This window comes from Streptomyces sp. L2, assembly GCF_004124325.1.
Lineage (GTDB): Bacteria > Actinomycetota > Actinomycetes > Streptomycetales > Streptomycetaceae > Streptomyces.
Genome location: NZ_QBDT01000001.1, coordinates 1,579,227 through 1,593,889 on the forward strand (window position 1 = coordinate 1,579,227; position 14,663 = coordinate 1,593,889).

The 14,663-nt window shown below is 74.3% G+C and carries 13 protein-coding genes; 4 read left to right on the top strand and 9 right to left on the bottom strand.

The genetic code is table 11. The features are described 5' to 3' along the window. Window positions 1–50: 50 nt before the first annotated feature. On the bottom strand, window positions 51–995 hold the full coding sequence (locus tag DBP14_RS06495; protein WP_241740829.1) for a polyprenyl synthetase family protein: 945 nt from the start codon (window positions 993–995) through the stop codon (window positions 51–53). Between the two features lie 272 nt (window positions 996–1,267). Between DBP14_RS06495 and DBP14_RS06500 the strand changes: the two genes are divergently transcribed. Together DBP14_RS06500 and DBP14_RS06505 are read left to right on the top strand one after the other, a co-directional pair. Next, complete coding sequence (locus tag DBP14_RS06500; RefSeq protein ID WP_129306080.1) at window positions 1,268–1,543, top strand: hypothetical protein; 276 nt, start codon at window positions 1,268–1,270, stop codon at window positions 1,541–1,543. 1 nt (window position 1,544) lies between these two features. Beyond that, on the top strand, window positions 1,545–2,447 hold the full coding sequence (locus DBP14_RS06505; RefSeq protein WP_129306081.1) for a hypothetical protein: 903 nt from the start codon (window positions 1,545–1,547) through the stop codon (window positions 2,445–2,447). Here DBP14_RS06505 and DBP14_RS06510 read toward each other — a convergent pair. The 3 genes from DBP14_RS06510 to DBP14_RS06520 all read right to left on the bottom strand — a co-directional run bounded on the left by DBP14_RS06510 (window position 2,412) and on the right by DBP14_RS06520 (window position 7,876). Next, a complete protein-coding gene (locus tag DBP14_RS06510; RefSeq protein ID WP_129306082.1) occupies window positions 2,412–2,633 on the bottom strand; it encodes an MbtH family protein in 222 nt (73 codons plus the stop codon). The genes DBP14_RS06505 and DBP14_RS06510 overlap by 36 nt on opposite strands. 47 nt (window positions 2,634–2,680) lie before the next feature. Continuing rightward, window positions 2,681–6,802, bottom strand: coding sequence for an AAA family ATPase (locus DBP14_RS06515; RefSeq protein WP_129306083.1), 4,122 nt, complete (start codon window positions 6,800–6,802; stop codon window positions 2,681–2,683). Between the two features lie 243 nt (window positions 6,803–7,045). Continuing rightward, the gene (locus tag DBP14_RS06520) at window positions 7,046–7,876 is read right to left on the bottom strand and encodes a metallophosphoesterase (RefSeq protein ID WP_241740830.1); all 831 of its coding nucleotides are present in this window, start codon (window positions 7,874–7,876) and stop codon (window positions 7,046–7,048) included. A gap of 485 nt (window positions 7,877–8,361) precedes the next feature. Between DBP14_RS06520 and DBP14_RS06525 the strand changes: the two genes are divergently transcribed. Continuing rightward, window positions 8,362–9,069, top strand: coding sequence for a 4'-phosphopantetheinyl transferase superfamily protein (locus DBP14_RS06525; protein WP_129306084.1), 708 nt, complete (start codon window positions 8,362–8,364; stop codon window positions 9,067–9,069). Between the two features lie 40 nt (window positions 9,070–9,109). Here DBP14_RS06525 and DBP14_RS35950 read toward each other — a convergent pair whose 3' ends face one another. Then, the gene (locus DBP14_RS35950) at window positions 9,110–9,280 is read right to left on the bottom strand and encodes a hypothetical protein (protein WP_164992264.1); all 171 of its coding nucleotides are present in this window, start codon (window positions 9,278–9,280) and stop codon (window positions 9,110–9,112) included. Window positions 9,281–9,501: 221 nt separating this feature from the next. On the opposite strand from DBP14_RS35950, the gene DBP14_RS06530 reads away from it, so the two are divergent. Next, entirely contained in the window at window positions 9,502–10,554 is a 1,053-nt protein-coding gene (locus DBP14_RS06530) for a helix-turn-helix transcriptional regulator (protein ID WP_241740831.1), read from the top strand. 23 nt (window positions 10,555–10,577) lie between these two features. Here the strand turns inward: DBP14_RS06530 and DBP14_RS06535 are convergent, their stop codons facing one another. The 4 genes from DBP14_RS06535 to DBP14_RS06550 are packed head-to-tail and all read right to left on the bottom strand — an operon-like array spanning window position 10,578 to window position 14,649. Further along, window positions 10,578–11,423, bottom strand: coding sequence for a 4'-phosphopantetheinyl transferase superfamily protein (locus DBP14_RS06535; RefSeq protein WP_129306086.1), 846 nt, complete (start codon window positions 11,421–11,423; stop codon window positions 10,578–10,580). After that, window positions 11,420–11,689, bottom strand: a complete 270-nt coding sequence (locus tag DBP14_RS06540) for an acyl carrier protein (RefSeq protein ID WP_129306087.1) — start codon at window positions 11,687–11,689, stop codon at window positions 11,420–11,422. The genes DBP14_RS06535 and DBP14_RS06540 overlap by 4 nt, the downstream gene beginning before the upstream one ends. After that, window positions 11,686–13,629, bottom strand: coding sequence for an HAD-IIIC family phosphatase (locus DBP14_RS06545; RefSeq protein WP_129306088.1), 1,944 nt, complete (start codon window positions 13,627–13,629; stop codon window positions 11,686–11,688). Before DBP14_RS06545 ends, DBP14_RS06540 begins: the two co-directional genes overlap by 4 nt. A 3-nt stretch (window positions 13,630–13,632) precedes the next feature. Beyond that, on the bottom strand, window positions 13,633–14,649 hold the full coding sequence (locus tag DBP14_RS06550; protein ID WP_206739216.1) for a 3-oxoacyl-ACP synthase III family protein: 1,017 nt from the start codon (window positions 14,647–14,649) through the stop codon (window positions 13,633–13,635). Window positions 14,650–14,663 lie beyond the last annotated feature (14 nt).

The following is a 14,663-nucleotide window of genomic DNA, read 5'->3' on the forward strand; positions in this document are numbered from 1 at the left end:
CATCCGCGTGAGCGCGGGTGCCGGAGGCGGCGGTCCAGGTGGAGGCGGTTTTACGCCGCCGCGACGCGGGAGGCGAAGGTCATCAGTTCTGTGCGCCACTCCGGTGGGAGGGTGGCGTCGGCGGCGGTGCGGGACGCCCTCTTGACGAGGTCGCGGATCATGCGTTCGGCCACGTCCCGTTCCTCGCCGTCGAGGAGCATCTCGCGGAGCAGATCGGCCTCCCAGGCGTACTCGGGGCCGCCGTCGAGGAAGCCGCGCAGGCGCCACGCGGCGTGCAGGGCGGCGGCGTAGGACTCGTAGGCGGGGGTGAGGTCCGCGCGGCCGGCGAGGGCCGCGCCGATGAGGAGGGGTGCGCGCAGGGCGTACCAGCCGGCGCGGCAGCCGCTGTCGCAGCCGGAGACGCAGCGGCCGGGCCACGGGTCGTCGAGGTAGGCGACGGTCATCGCCTCGCGGGCGTACAGGCCGATGGACCGGTCGGCGCGCAGTTCGTCCCAGTGGTCCCGTGCGACGCCGGTCAGGGCGCCGCCGGCCAGCCGGCCGGCGCAGGCGAGCGCGAGGTCGCCGGCGAGTGTCGCGGCGTACGTGCCGTGCCGGCGGGCGTCGCCGCCCCAGCCGCCGCGTTCGTGCTCGGCGGCGTGCGCCACGTGCAGGGCGGGCATGCCGCGCCGTACGGCCACCCCGTCGTGCTCGTCCGCGCGCAGCAGCGCGGCGGTGTCGAGGAGTTCGAGGGCGGCGGCCGCGTCGACGGCGCGCTCGTCGTCCGGGTCGCCGCCGGCCGCGAGGTAGCCGGTGAGCAGGACGACGGGACGGACCCGTTCGCCGCCGGCCGCGACGAGTTCGGCCAGTGACTCGACGAGGCCCGCGGCGCGCGCGTGCCCCGCGTGCCGGCGGTACTCGTCGCCCAGGACCGCGCGCAGTCTCGCCTCGACGCGGTCCAGCATGTCCTCGCGCCGGCGGGCCGGGGCGGTTGCCTTGGGGTCGTGTTCCGTCAGCATGGCGACCTCCTGCGGGGGTTACGTTCTGCGACCGACCCTGCTTCTTGCGTGAGGTGACCACAACGGCGGCAGGCGACGGCGCCCCCGCGTCGCCTGCGCTTTCGCGGGGGACGCCCCCGTGTCCTGCCATACCGGGGCGCCCGGCGGCGCCACCTTGCCATGCGCTTGCCACAAGCCATCCGCCGCTTTAGCGCGGTGGTGCTGTATGGAGGCGCTGCTCGACACGCAGACCGGGCACCGGCCCGGCCCCACGCTCGTCCTCAGGAGATCCCATGGCGAACAACTCCCCGGCGAACAACTCCATGTCGAACAACAGCAACAACAACTCCAACAGCAACGCGAACATCAGCAACAACATCGACAACAACATCAACAACGCGATGATGAACGACGACATCGACACCCCGCGTCTGCAGAGCGTGACCGCGACGGACCTCAACGCCCTCGCCGAGGACCTGTCGATCGTCGCCAACGACAACAACAGCAACAACAACAACGCGAACAGCAACTCGAACAACAACAACTCGAACGACAACGTCAACAACTGACGTGGCGCCTGAGCGGGGCGGGGCGCGCCCGCCCGCCCCGCAGGCCGACCTCACCGGTGCCCCCCACGCCGTCGCCGCCTACCGCGACGAGCGCCGGCGCCTGCAGCGGGAGGCGGTCCTCGGCACCGGTGACCTGATCGAGAAGCTGCTCACCGAGCGCCGTGCCCGGCTGGCCGCACTGCGGCGACTGGCCTGGGTGCGGCGCTTGTTCGACGTCACGCACCGGCAGGTGCGCCAGGTCCTCGCGGCCCCCCGGTACGCCGCCGTACTGCCGCTGCGCCGCTCGATGCTGGTGCACCTGGCCGAGCTGCCCCTGCCGCTGCCGGCCGACGACCTGATCCTGAGCCATCCCACGCACGCCCCGGCCGCCGAGATCCTTCCCGGTCTCGCGGAGCTGCGGCCCTGGCGCGAGCCGGTGCTGCGCATCCTCGCCGAGTCCTCGCTGGCCGAGCGCGGCACACCGTTCCGTACCGTCGGCCCGCCGCACGCCGCCGTGATTCTCGGTGCCGACGGCCCGACCCTGGGCTCCCTCGCCGGGGTCGCCCACGAGCTGGGCCACTGCCTCTACGAGCGGGCCCGCCCAGGTACCGGTCTGCGCACCCGGCTCGCCTCCGAGCGCCTCGCGCACCGGCTGGAGGAGCAGCTGACGGCGGCGTACCTGCGCGAGCACGGCACGGCCGAGGAGGCCCACCGCTGGTGGCTGTACCAGCGGCAGGTCGACGCCTTCAACCTGTACTACTTCGAGCTGGAACGCTCCCTGATGCGCGAAGAGGCGGACACCGTCGAGGAGTTGACGACCGAGTCCGCCTCCGCGCTGCGCGAGTCGCTGTTCATCGTCCCGGGCAGCCAGGTGGTGTACGCGCGGGCGTCACTGGCCCGGCTGCCCGTCGGCGGCCCGCAGTGAGGCGGGCCGCGCGTCGCTCCAGTGGCGGTCGATGTGGTCGAGCACGGCCTGCCGGGGCGCGGCGGCGAGGTCGACCCGCCAGCCCGCCGGCACGTCGGCCGCGGCGGGCCACACCGAGTACTGGCCCTCGTCGTTGACCAGCGCCAGGTACTCGGCGCCGGGCTTCTCGAACGGCGTACCGCTCATCGTGGTGGTCTCTCCTTCTCTTACGGCGGAACCCGGGACGCGCCCTCTCAGGCGAGGTCCAGGGCCTCGCTGAACGGCAGGTCGGCGGGCAGGTCCTGGCGGCGGGTGATGTTCAGCTTCCGGTAGACGCGGGTGAGGTGCTGTTCGACCGTGCTGACGGTGATGTACAGCTTCAGGGCGATCTCCCGGTTGGTGTGGCCGTGCACGGCGAGCAGGGCGACCCGCTTCTCCGACTCGCTGAGTTTCGCGTCGAGTTCGGCGTTGCGGGCGGCGTCGGGCGCGTCGACGGCGGCCCGGCCGGGCAGGATCCGCTCCCTGAGGGTCTGGGCGCCGCATTCCTTGGCCAGCTGCCAGGCGCGCCGGTTGACCATGGTGGCCCGGCCCGGATCGCCCGACTCCTTGAACGCCTCGCCCAGGTCGGCCATGGCACGGGCGAGTTCGAGCCGGTCGCCGGAGCGGCGCAGCTCGTCGACGGCGTGGGTGAGCAGCGCGGGGCGCTCCGCGGGTTCGGCGAGGGCCGCCTTCAGTCGGACCGTGAGACCGTTCACCCACGGGTGGGCGATGTCCCGGGAGGCGAGCTGGTCGGCGACCAGGCGGGCGGCCTGGCGGACCTCACCGAGCTGGAGCAGCGCGTCGGCGGCGAGGGTCCGCCAGGGCAGCACGACCGGCCGGTCGATGCCCCAGCGGCGCATGGCACGCCCGATGTCCAGATAGTCGGCGAGCGCGGCCTGGTAGCGGTTGGTGGCGAAGTAGTAGGTGCCGCGCGCCTTGAGGTGGGCCAGGAGCTGGAACGTTCCGGCAAGGCCCTCGGGCTGCGGGCGGCACACCTCCCGGCCGGCGTCGTCGTGCCGGCCCATGGGGGTGCGGGCGGCGGCCAGGGTGGCACCGGTCCAGCTGTGGAACAGGCTGTCGTCGTGCTCGGGCACCAGCGAGCGTGCCTCCAGGGCGAGTTGTTCCGCCCCCGGCAGGTCGCCCTGGCGCAGCAGGGCCTCGGCGCGGGTGAGCGCGAACACCGCCTGCCAGCCTGGCGCGCCCCGGCGGGCCGCCTCGTCCAGGTACGTCTGGGTCCAGGGCAGCGCGCGGCGCGGACCGTCGAGGTGCAGCAGGGCGCGCAGGGCCTGGAGGACGGGTGCGAGGGTGGTCTCGGCGGGGCTGGTGCGCCGCAGCAGCGCCTCGGCGATCTCGGTGCCGCGGGCGGAGCGCTCCCACTCCGGGACGCCCCAGAAGGCCACCGCCCAGCCCGGCCCGTGCGGTGTGGCGGGGGCGCGGTGCGCCGGCGCCGCGGACAGTGCGCGCTCCTTCGGCCGGGCGGATACGGCGGGGGGTGCGGGCCGCGCCGCCCAGTGCGGGAAGGCGGACAGTCCGTCCAGCAGCGGCACGCCCCGCAACTCGTCCCAGACACCGGGCTCGCCGGCGACGGCGTCGGCGCCGGGCGCCCCAGGAAACGCGGCGTGCCCGTCCGGCACAACCCCGCGCTGCTGCGGCGCGACCGCGCCCTCCCCGGACCGCCGGAAGCCCCTCCCGCCCACCGCGCCGGGACTCTCGGCGTACCGCCCACCCACGCTCGCCCGGGCTACGCCCCGACTGTCGACGGACCGGCGGTATGGCGCTGTACCTGGTGCGCCGGGGTTGTCGACGGACCTGCCCGACAGCCCGGCGTCGGACACGCCTCGACCCTCCGCCGACCTGCCATAGGACCCCGTACCCAAGCCGCCCCGGTTGTCGGCAGTCCCGCCCGACACGCCCGCGTCGGACACGCCTCGGCCCTCCACGGACGGGCCGTACGACCCCGCACCCGGTGCGCCGGGGTTCTCGACGGACCTGCCCGACAGCCCTGCGACGGACGTACCTCGACCCTCCGCCGACCTGCCGTACGACCCCGCACCCAAGTCACCCCGGTTGTCGGCAGTCCTGGCCGACAAGCCCGCGTCGGACACGCCTCGGCCCTCCGCGGACCGGCCGTACGACCCCGCACCCGCGGACCCGCGGTCGTCAGCGGCCCGGCCGGACAGCCCGGCGTCGGACACACCCCGGCCCCCGGCCGACCTGCCGTACGCCCCCGTACCCGGTGTGCCGGGGTTCTCGGCCGAGCGGCCCGGGAGTCTCGCGGCAAGGTCGCCCGCGCCCGGAGCTTCGGCGAGGCGGCCGGACGCCTGGGCACCGGGTTCGCCCGCGCCCTCGGTGGAGCGGTGGGACGGCGCCGTGGTGGACGCACCCCAGCTCTCGGCGGACCGGAGAGACGGCGCGCTTCCGCTCTCGGCGGACCGGTGGGACGGCGCGCTTCCGCTCTCGGCGGACCGGAGAGACGGCGCGCTTCCGCTCTCGGCGGACCGGAGAGACGGCGCGCTTCCGCTCTCGGCGGACCGGAGAGACGGCGCGCTTCCGCTCTCGGCGGACCGGAGAGACGGCGCGCTTCCGCTCTCCGCGGGCCGGGCGGACGGTATCCCGCCGGGTGCGTCCGGGTGTTCGTCGGCGCGCCCGGCGTCCCTCGTGCTTGGCTCGCCCAAGCTGCGCCCGGCGGACCTCGTCCCCGGCTCGCCCAAGCTGCGCCCGACGTCCCTCGCGCTCGGCGCGCCCAAGCTGGGTCCGGCGTCCCTCGCTCCCGGCTCGCCCCGAGTCTCGGGGGACGGGCCGGGTAGCCTCGCTCCCGGTGTGCCGGGGTCTGCGGCGGTGCGGGCCGGGGGCCTGTCGGTGGTGTGGCCCGGATACTCGGCCGGCGCGGTGCGCGGGACGGACGGGCGGTGCGGGGCGGCGCCCGGCGGGGGCTGGGCGGTGGTGGAGGCGGGCTGGTGCGGAGTGAGTGCGCGCAGCACCTCGCCAGCCTCGTCGATCCGTCCCTGGGTGACCAGCAGGCGGGCGAGCCGGGCGGCGACGGGTGACGGGAGCCGGCCGGCGCGCAGGGCGGCCAGCGGTTCTGCGAGCTGCTGGTCGGCGGCGGCCGGGTCGATGGCGAGCTGGGCGGCGGCCAGCGCGGTCCGCAACTCGGCGCTCTCCGCCGGGTCCTCGGTGCCCTCCAGCGCCACCTGGAGGCACTCCAGGGCCTTGCGGTGCTCGCCGTCGGCCAGCAGCCGGTCCGCGGCGGCGCGCAGCACCGGGCCCGCCCAGGCGGGTGCGGGCTCACCGGCCGCGAGGAGCTGCATGGCCACGTCTGTGGCCGGATGCCCCTGGGCGTGGGCGAGTTCGGCGGCCCGCTGGTGCCGCTGCGGGCGCACGGCGGAGTCCAGGTGGTCGAGCAGGGCGGTGCGCAGGGCCGGGTGCCGGAAAGCGGTGCCGTCCAGTAGTCCGGCCCGGGTGAGGGCGTCCAGGCAGTCCTTGACCTCGCCCTCGGGCAGGCCGAGCAGCCCCGCGACGGTGCCCGGTGCGGCGAGGGAGCCCAGCACCGCGACGGCTCCCGCGACGTCCTCGGTACGGCTGCCGCTGCGCCGCAGGCACGCGAGGAAGGCCTGGACGAAGGCCCGTCCCGGCCCGCCGTCCTCGGTCAGCGCCCGCAGCAGCAGCGGGTTGCCGCCGGTGAGCGCGTGGGCCTCGGCGGCGCCGCGCGGGCCGGCGCCGGAGCGCTCCAGGACCGCCGCGACGCCGTCCCGGGTGAGCGGGGCGAGTTCGATCCGGGCGAAGCCCGGCCTGCGCAGCAGGTCGGTGCCGAGTTCCGGGTCGTCGGCGCGTTCGTGCAGCGACTCGGCGAACACCAGCAGCACCCGGGCCCGGCGCAGCCGGCCGGCCAGGTGGAGCAGATAGCGCCGGGAGGGCTCGTCGACAAGGTGCAGGTCGTCGACGCAGATCGCCAGCGGCGTGTCGGCCGCCAGCCGCTGGACCGCGGTCACGAAGACCTGGCGGGCCGCGATCCCCTCGGCGGCGGCGGACCCTCCGGCCTGCGCGGACCCTCCGGCTCCCGCGGTCGCCAGGTCCGGTACGGCGTCGAGCGCCCCCTCGGGGGCCGCCGCCGCCAATTGCGCCACCACACCGAACGGAATGTTCCGTTCAGCTCGCGCGCCCTCCGCGCGCAGCACCAGCGCCTTCGCCCGTACGGCCATTTCGGCGGCCGATTCGAGCAGTTCGGTCTTTCCGCAGCCCACCGCGCCCTCGATGAGCACGATCCGGGCGGCTCCGTCGACCGCCTCTCCCACCGCGGATTCCAGCAACTGGATTTGATTTCTCCGGTCCATATGCATCGCCGCCGCCTCACATCCCCCGTTGTCAAGGAAGCCGAAATCCGCCGGAACTTATCGGAGTACCGAGAGGGACTTCTTCGTGACTTCCTCCAGACGTCCCCATGACTTCCCCAAGACAGCGCAAAGAAATTCCCTCGCGCGGGGCAACCGTCCTTCAAGGCCCCAGTTTAGGGGCCCTGTCGGCGCATGCCGGTGACCGAAAGCTGCACGACAGCAAGTCCCCCCGGCCGGGCCGGCGGCCTGTCAAGAGGGCAGAATCCGCCGGGGGACGTCCCTCGGGTGGCCGGGACGGCGCCACTCACGCGGGTAGCCGACGGACACCTCCTCGAAGCGGACACCGTCGTGGAACGTCGTACGGGGGATGTGCAGATGGCCGTAGACGACGGCCGCCGCCCGGAACCGCACGTGCCAGTCGGCGGTCAGCGCGGTGCCGCACCACTGGGCGAACTCCGGGTGGCGCAGCACGTCGGTGGGGGTGCGGACCAGCGGGAAGTGGTTGACCAGGACGGTCGGCAGGGCCGGGTCGCAGTCGGCGAGTCGCCGCTCGGTCTCGGCGACCCGCGCCCGGCACCAGGCGTCCCGGCTGGGGTAGGGGTCGGGGTGCAGCAGGAACTCGTCGGTGCACACCACCCCGGCCGCGTACGCCTGTTCCAGCGCCTGCTGCTTGGTGGGGGCGGTGGGGGTGCGGAACGAGTAGTCGTACAGCAGGAACAGCGGCGCCACGACGACGGGTCCGCCGGGGCCGCACCACACCGGGTACGGGTCCTCCGGGGTGTGCACGCCGAGGCCGCGGCAGATCTCCACGAGCCGGCGGTAGCGGGCGTCGCCCCTGAGCCGCACGGGGTCCTCGTGCGCGGTCCACAGGTCGTGGTTGCCGGGCACCCACACCACGCGGGCCCACCGCTCGGCCAGCACGCCGAGGGCCCACTCCACGTCCGAGAGCAGCTCCCCCACGTCCCCGGCGACGAGGAGCCAGTCCCCCGGATCCTCGGGGCGTACCCCGTCCAGGATCCGCCGGTTCTCCTCGAACGCCACGTGCAGATCGCTGATGGCCATCAGCCGTCCGTGCGCCATTCGCCCGACCCTACGGTCCGCCGAGGTCTTGGGTGTACCCCTGAAACCCCCTAGCGGGGCGCCGGTTCACCGCGGCAGGGCGATGCCCCTTCGCGCAGTTCCCCGCGCCCCCTACGGGCCGTGGTCAGCCGCGGGCCGGTGGGGGCTGGTCGCGCAGTTCCCCGCGCCCCTTTCAGGGGCGTTGCGTCCCCTGAGTGCCCGGTGACCCGGCGCCTTCGCGACTCCGTGAGGGCAGGCGCCCCTTCAGGGGCGCGGGGAACTGCGCGCAGTATCCCCACCGGGCGGCGGCCGGATGACAACCGTATGGCAACCCGCCGCCACGACACCCCTCGCCTAGCAGGGGACCGTCGCTTTCCGACCCGCCGGTCGACCGGACGGCAGCCGTCCCCCGGCTCCCGCTGGAGCCACCCCTCTCCCCGGCGGAACGTGAGAACACAGCCGCACCGCAGACCCGCGAGACGGCCCGTCCCACGAGGGTGATCCCCATGATCGAAACGCTGCTCCCCGCCGAGGTCGCCGCCGTCGACACGACAGTGGACCGCACCGACGTGGCCCTCTTCCCCGCCGAGGAGGCCCAGGTCGCCCGGGCCGTCGAGGCGCGGCGCCGGGAGTACACGACGGCCCGCTGGTGCGCCCGGCGCGCGATGGCCGCCCTCGGCCAGGACGCGGCGCCGGTGCTGCCGGGCCTGCGGGGCGCGCCGCAGTGGGCGCCGGGTCTGGTCGGCTCGGTGACGCACTGCGCCGGCTACCGCGGTGCCGCCCTGGCCCGCGTGGAGGACATCGCGGCGCTGGGCATCGACGCGGAGCCCAACCAGCCGTTGCCGGAGGGGATCCTGGAGTCGATCGGGCTGCCGCAGGAGCGCTCCTGGGTGGCGCGGCTGCTGCGCACCGCGCCCGGGGTCCGCTGGGACCGGCTGCTGTTCTCCATGAAGGAGGCGGTCTACAAGGCGTACTTCCCGCTGACCGGGCACACCCTGGAGTTCGAGGACGCGCTGCTCACAGTGGACGCCGAGCGGGGCACGTTCCGTGCGGCGCTGCTGCGCGACCCGGCGGCCGAGCCCGGCGCGGGGCGGCGGGTTCTCGGCGGGCGGTTCTCGGCCACGCACGGGCTGGTGCTGAGCGCGATCGCCGTACCGGCGGTGCGGCACGCGACGCTCACGCGGACGCCCGCAGGCGCCCCCCTGCCGGTCTGAGCGGGGAGCGCCTGCGGGCGGAGAACACGATGGGCGCGGTTTACGGCCAGCGGTCGTCGGGGCCGTCGGTGTGGTCCGTCGCCGTCACCACCGTCGCGTGGTGCGCGGGGGCGCCCTGGCTGTCACCATGCGTGCCGTAGAGTATGGCACCGGTAAACAACACACCAAGAGCAGTACCCAAAGCTGCACTACGAGCGACGATGTTGATCATGTTTGTCATGGCGTGCACGTTTCCCCCTGAAGACTCGATGACTCGGCGTACCAAAGGGGAAGGATCGTCATGAACTCCCTGAGCCCCCTGTCCACCCTTGGCACCTCCTGCTGCCGGGAACACCATCTCCAATCGGATCGGCCCAACCCAAGGGCCGGACGATGGCCCAAAGTTGCACGGCAACAACTCCGCCCGGGCCCCCGACCCCTCGGATGCGCGGAATGAATTACTCCCGTTCCGAATTCGCCGAGCTGGACGACATCAGCGCCGCCGCTTATGGACACGCTGTTGAATTGGGCCGGTTCACGCGCGACGACATAGTCGAGCGGCTGGCGCTGTCACCCGCCGAGGTCGAGCACGCGGAGAAGGTGCTGACGCTGCTGCGGCTGCTGCAGCCGATGCCGGGCAGCCCCGAGGTGCTGGTGCCGGTGGCGCCGGACGTGGCCACCGCCGACCTGGTCAGCTCGGCCGAGACGCAGATCCGCGACCTCCAGCAGGCGGTCACGGACGTGCGCAGCCGGCTGATGTCGCTGACGCCCGTCTACTTCGAGGGGCGCCGGCTGCGCAACCGGCTGGAGGCGTTCGACGTCATCACCGACCCGTCGACCGTGCAGTCGATGCTCGACCACCTCGGCACGCACTGCCGGCACGAGTGGGCGTCGGTGGCGCCGGGCGGCGCCCGCCCCGGCGAGGTCCTGCAGGCGGCCCGCAGATCGGCCCTCGGCATGCGGGAGCGGGACATCGCGATGCGCGTCGTCTACCAGCACACCGCGCGCAGCGACCTCGCCACGCGCGCCTACGTGCGGGACGTGACGGCGGCGGGCGTGGAGGTGCGCACCGCGGACCAGGTCATCGACCGGATCCTGATCTACGACCGGGAGACCGTGTTCCTGCCGACCCACATGGCGGACGACGAGGACGGCGAGGGCGGTCTGGACGGCGGGGCGATCGTCGTGCGGGAGCCGACCCTGGTGGCGTTCGTGTGCAGCGTCTTCGAGCATCTGTGGGACGGCGCCACGCCGTTCGTGCCGGACACCTCGCGGGCGCCGACCATCGCCGACGACCTCAAGCAGTCGATCCTGCGCCTGATGGCGAAGGGCTACAAGGACGAGATGGTCGCGCGCCGCCTCGGCATGTCGGTGCGCACCTGCCGCCGGCACATCTCGGAGATCACCGAGGAGCTGGAGGCGACCAGCCGCTTCCAGGCGGGGTACAACGTGGCGCTGGCGCACATGCTGGAGCAGCGGCCGGGTCCCGAGCGGGATCTGGGCTGACGCCCGCGCCGCCCGCATGCCGCTCACTCCTCCCCCAGCGCCTCCTCGATGGAATCCACGCAGTCCGCGTCGAGCATGGTGGTGATGTCGGTGCCGCCCGGCGTCCCGAACCCGGCGTCGTAGACGGCCGCGCTCACGCAGTACCCGCTGGCCAGCGGGAAGGTCCTGAAGGCCCATTCGTCCCCGGTGCCCGCGCTGCCGTCGGGGCGCTGCACCCGGACCGGCTTGCCGTCGGGGCCGAAGCCGAACTCGGTGAACCGGAACTGCATGCCCTGCCCGATGGCCTTGCTGTAGGCCTCCTTCAGCGTCCACAGCCGGACCAGGGACGGGTTGCGCTGCTCCTCCGGGAGGGCGGCGAGGGTCACCATCTCGTACGGGGTGCACACGTGCCGGCCGAGTCCGCCGCCGTACATCTGCCGGTCGGCGCGCTCGGCGTCGACGCCGATCAGGCCGCGGGTGGTCAGGCCCACGAAGAGCAGGTCGTCGGTGTGGCTGAGGCTGATGTCGACCTGGTCGCAGCCGCGCAGGTACGGCCGTCCGGTCGGCCCGTAGGCCAGCTCCAGGGCCTCGGGGTCGCCGCGCAGCACGGCGGCGGCGGCGGACTTCAGCAGCACCCGGGAGGCGGCGTAGCGGTCGCGGACGTCGGCGTGGGCGAGGCCGAGGTAGCGCGACCAGTCCCGGCCGAGGAGCCGGCGCAGCCCGTCGCCGGAGGGCAACTGGGGCTGCAGGACCGGCCGGTGGGCGTACAGGAGCGCGGTCCCGCAGCCGGTGAGGTCCTCCCTGACCCGGTCCCACGCGGCGTCGTCGACGCCCACCTCGACGGGTGCGCCGAGCGGCGGCCCGAGCGTGGAGTTGCCGGGGACCGTCATGCCTGTGCCTCCGCGGTGTGCTGTGGCTGTGCCTGCCGTACGACGACGGCGTGGATCTGGGCGAGCGTGCGGGCCTGGAGTATCTCGGCCAGGGGCAGCCGCCGGCCGGTCTCGTCCTCCATCAGCGCGACCAGCCGGAGCAGGTGCAGCGAGTCCCACCGGGGCAGGTCCGTCAGGCTGCGGTGGGCCTCGTCCGAGGTCGCGTCCAGGCCCAGTTCGTCGCCGATGGCCGCCAGGAACCCGTCGAGGGTGTCGACCGCGCTCATGAGTGCTTCCTCCTGTCGAGGCCGCCGGTCAGCGGCCCGGTGATCCGCACGTGCTCCGGCGGGGCGGGCAGCCTCCGCAGGTCGTGCCGGAACAGCAGCGTCCCGTCGTGCTCGCCCTCGGGTGCGAAGCCGAGCGACGGGTACAGCTCGCGGGCCCGCGCGTTCTTCGCGGTGGGCCGGAACGCGGCGCGGACCGCGTGCCGCCCGGTGTGCCGGGCGTGTGCCAGCAGGGTTGCCAGCAGGGCGTGTTCGATGCCCCGGGTAAGGACGCGGCAGCTGAGCCAGGCGTTGTCCAGGCGCAGGGTGTTCCCGTCCAGGGTGGCGAGGAGGGCGCCGGTCAGGCCGTTCCCGCCGAACCGGTCGGCGGTGCGCGCGGCCAGCAGCAGCCGGCCGGGGTCGGCGGTCAGACGGGCCGCGTCGGCGGGGGTGAGGCGCAGGCCGGTCAGGTTGAACTGGTTGGTGCGCTGGGTGAGTTGCGCGAGCCGTTCGTGTTCGTGCGGTTCGGGCGCGGACAGGTCGAGGGTGACGCCGAGGCCGCGCAGGAAGTCCTCGTGCGAGCCGGCCCCGGCGCGCAGGGCGGCGCGGGCGCCGGCCGCGCGGTAGTGGGCGGTGCGGGCCCGGTCCTCGTCGGTGACGGCGAGCGTGTCGAACCAGCCGTCGGCGAGGAGCCGTTCGACGTGCAGGGCGGGTTCGTCGTCCAGGGGCACGACGGCGGCGCCGAGCCCCGAGTGGCGCACCTCGGCGCGCTCGGCGGGCGAGTCGTCGGCGAACACGAGCGCGTCGGCGCCGATGCCGAGCGCGTCGGCGACGGCGGCCAGGTGTCCGCTCTTGGGTTCCCAGTCGGCGTGCACGGACGCGAAGTCGCCCTCGCGGAGCAGCAGATCCGGGTGGGCGCGCAGGACCGCCCGTACGGTGTCCCGGTCGTTCTTGCTGCTGACGGCGAGCAGCACGCCCTGGGCGGCCAGTTGACGCACGGCGCGCTGGAAGGCGCCGAAGGCCTCACCGCGCAGGGTGCCGGCGGCGGCGATCCCGTCGGGCCCGTCGTCGCCGAGCACGCCGTCCCACAGGGTGTGGTCCAGGTCCAGCACCAGGCACTTGCGGCCGCGTCCGGTCAACGCCCGCACCAGGTGGGCGGTTTCGCGGGCGCAGGCGTCGAGCAGCTCGGTGCCGAGGCGGGCTCCGGCGTACTGGGCGAGGCGGGTGTCGGCGACCGGTCCGCCGGCCGCGATCAGCGGGTCGAGGTCGATCACCACCAGGCCCGCCGTGCCGGCTCCGAGCCGCAGCAGCCGGGCGTTGAACTCCCGCCAGACCGCGCCCAGCCGGGCCCGGGAGCGGTGGTCGACGAGCTGGTGGGTGCGCTCGCGGGGCAGCGGCAGGGTGGTGAGCACCAGGGTGGGGGCGCCGGCCGCCGCGCGCTGCCGTACGACGGCCTCGATGCGCGCCGCGACCTGGGCGGCGGCCCGTTCCACGTCGTCGGGGCCCCAGACGGCGGGCACCTCGGCGAAGACGGTGGTGTCGTCCAGCAGGCAGAGCGTGAGGTCCGCGGCCACGCCCCGGAAGGACCCGTCGGGGTCCTCGGGGTCGGTGAGGTCGCGCAGCCAGCCGCCGTGGTCACCGACGACGGCGTGCAACAGCAGCCCGTGCCGGGCGAGTTCGCCGGTGAGCGGCTCGACGACGTCGGCGACCGTCGACTGCCCGGTGACCGCCACGGTCACCGGGGTGACGCCGGGATGGCGGGCGAGGACGGCGTCCCGGTCGGCGCGGCCGAGCAGCCGCCCGGCGCGCCGGGCCCAGCCCGGCCGCGCCCCGGGGTCGTCGGCCAGCTCGGCGAGGAGGGGGACGACCTCGTCGTACGCCTCCTCCAGCCGGCCCTCGGCGGCCAGGTCCCGCAGCCGGCGCAGGGGCTCGCCGCGCGTGGCCGCGCGCTCCAGTACCGCCATCGTCTACACCTTCTCCAGGCCGAGCCCGGACTTGATCCACTTGCTGGACTCCACCGCGATGGCCAGTGCGCGGCCGCCGGTGGGCAGGTCGGGCAGCAGCCGGGTGAGCTGTTGCAGGACCAGGGCGTTACCGGTGTTCCCGGTCTCGGCGACGCAGGACACCTCCTTGGCGCCGGGTACGTCGAGGTGCTCGGTGATGCGTTCGGTCATCCGTCCCGACAGCTGCGGCGGCAGCAGGAAGTCCAGGTCGTCCGGGGTCCATTCGAGCTGGTCGAGGAGTTCCCAGAGGATCTCGCGGGCCATGGTGGGCACGGACTCCTCGATGGCCTTGTAGTCCTCGACGACCATGGGGCGTTCGCTGTTCCGGTCGCTGATGCCGTACCAGTCCACGGTCTGCCCGGCCGGTCGGCCGAGACCTGTGAACCGGTTGAGCAGGCCCTTGATCTGGACGCGTTCGGCGACCGGTTCGGCGGTGAGGACGGCCGCGCCGGCTCCGTCGCCGAACAGCACGTAGTTGACCAGTTCCTCGGTGGGCATGCGGGCCACGTCCCGCCGGGCGTCGAGGTGGCGGTGGGTGACGTCGCCGCCGATGACCAGCCCGGCGCGGGCGCCGCCGCCGATCAGGGTGCGGCCCAGGTCGAGTGCCTGGACGGCGCCCGAGCAGCCGGACTGGATCTGGAACGCGGGCAGGTACATCAGGCCCAGCCGGTCCGCGACCTCGCTGGCGGTGGTGGGCAGCAGGGTGTCCGGGGTGGCGGTGGCGAGGAGCACGAACTCGATGTCGACCGGGTCCAGCCCGGCGGCCTCGATGGCGGCACCGCCGGCCTGCGCGCACAGGTCGGCGAGGGTGTGCCGGACCTCGCCGGTGTGCAGGTCCCAGCCGAAGTGCCGGGTGCGGGTGCCCACGAAGATGTCGACCCACTCCTCGCTGACCCCGAGCACCCTTCCCAGGGTCGCGTTGTCGACGGGCGGGCCGGGCAGCGCGCTGCCGGTCGCCGCGAGATAGGCGGTGGCGCTCACGCGCGGGCTCCTTC

Bases quoted from the DNA above. Each gene is read 5' to 3' on its own strand.
- DBP14_RS06510 (WP_129306082.1), bottom strand. From the start codon at position 2,633: ATGAGCGGTACGCCGTTCGAGAAGCCCGGCGCCGAGTACCTGGCGCTG.
- DBP14_RS06540 (WP_129306087.1), bottom strand. From the start codon at position 11,689: ATGAGCGCGGTCGACACCCTCGACGGGTTCCTGGCGGCCATCGGCGAC.
- DBP14_RS06530 (WP_241740831.1), top strand. From the start codon at position 9,502: ATGAATTACTCCCGTTCCGAATTCGCCGAGCTGGACGACATCAGCGCC.
- DBP14_RS06515 (WP_129306083.1), bottom strand. From the start codon at position 6,802: ATGCATATGGACCGGAGAAATCAAATCCAGTTGCTGGAATCCGCGGTG.
- DBP14_RS06525 (WP_129306084.1), top strand. From the start codon at position 8,362: ATGATCGAAACGCTGCTCCCCGCCGAGGTCGCCGCCGTCGACACGACA.
- DBP14_RS06535 (WP_129306086.1), bottom strand. From the start codon at position 11,423: ATGACGGTCCCCGGCAACTCCACGCTCGGGCCGCCGCTCGGCGCACCC.
- DBP14_RS06495 (WP_241740829.1), bottom strand. From the start codon at position 995: ATGCTGACGGAACACGACCCCAAGGCAACCGCCCCGGCCCGCCGGCGC.
- DBP14_RS35950 (WP_164992264.1), bottom strand. From the start codon at position 9,280: ATGATCAACATCGTCGCTCGTAGTGCAGCTTTGGGTACTGCTCTTGGT.
- DBP14_RS06500 (WP_129306080.1), top strand. From the start codon at position 1,268: ATGGCGAACAACTCCCCGGCGAACAACTCCATGTCGAACAACAGCAAC.
- DBP14_RS06520 (WP_241740830.1), bottom strand. From the start codon at position 7,876: ATGGCGCACGGACGGCTGATGGCCATCAGCGATCTGCACGTGGCGTTC.
- DBP14_RS06545 (WP_129306088.1), bottom strand. From the start codon at position 13,629: ATGGCGGTACTGGAGCGCGCGGCCACGCGCGGCGAGCCCCTGCGCCGG.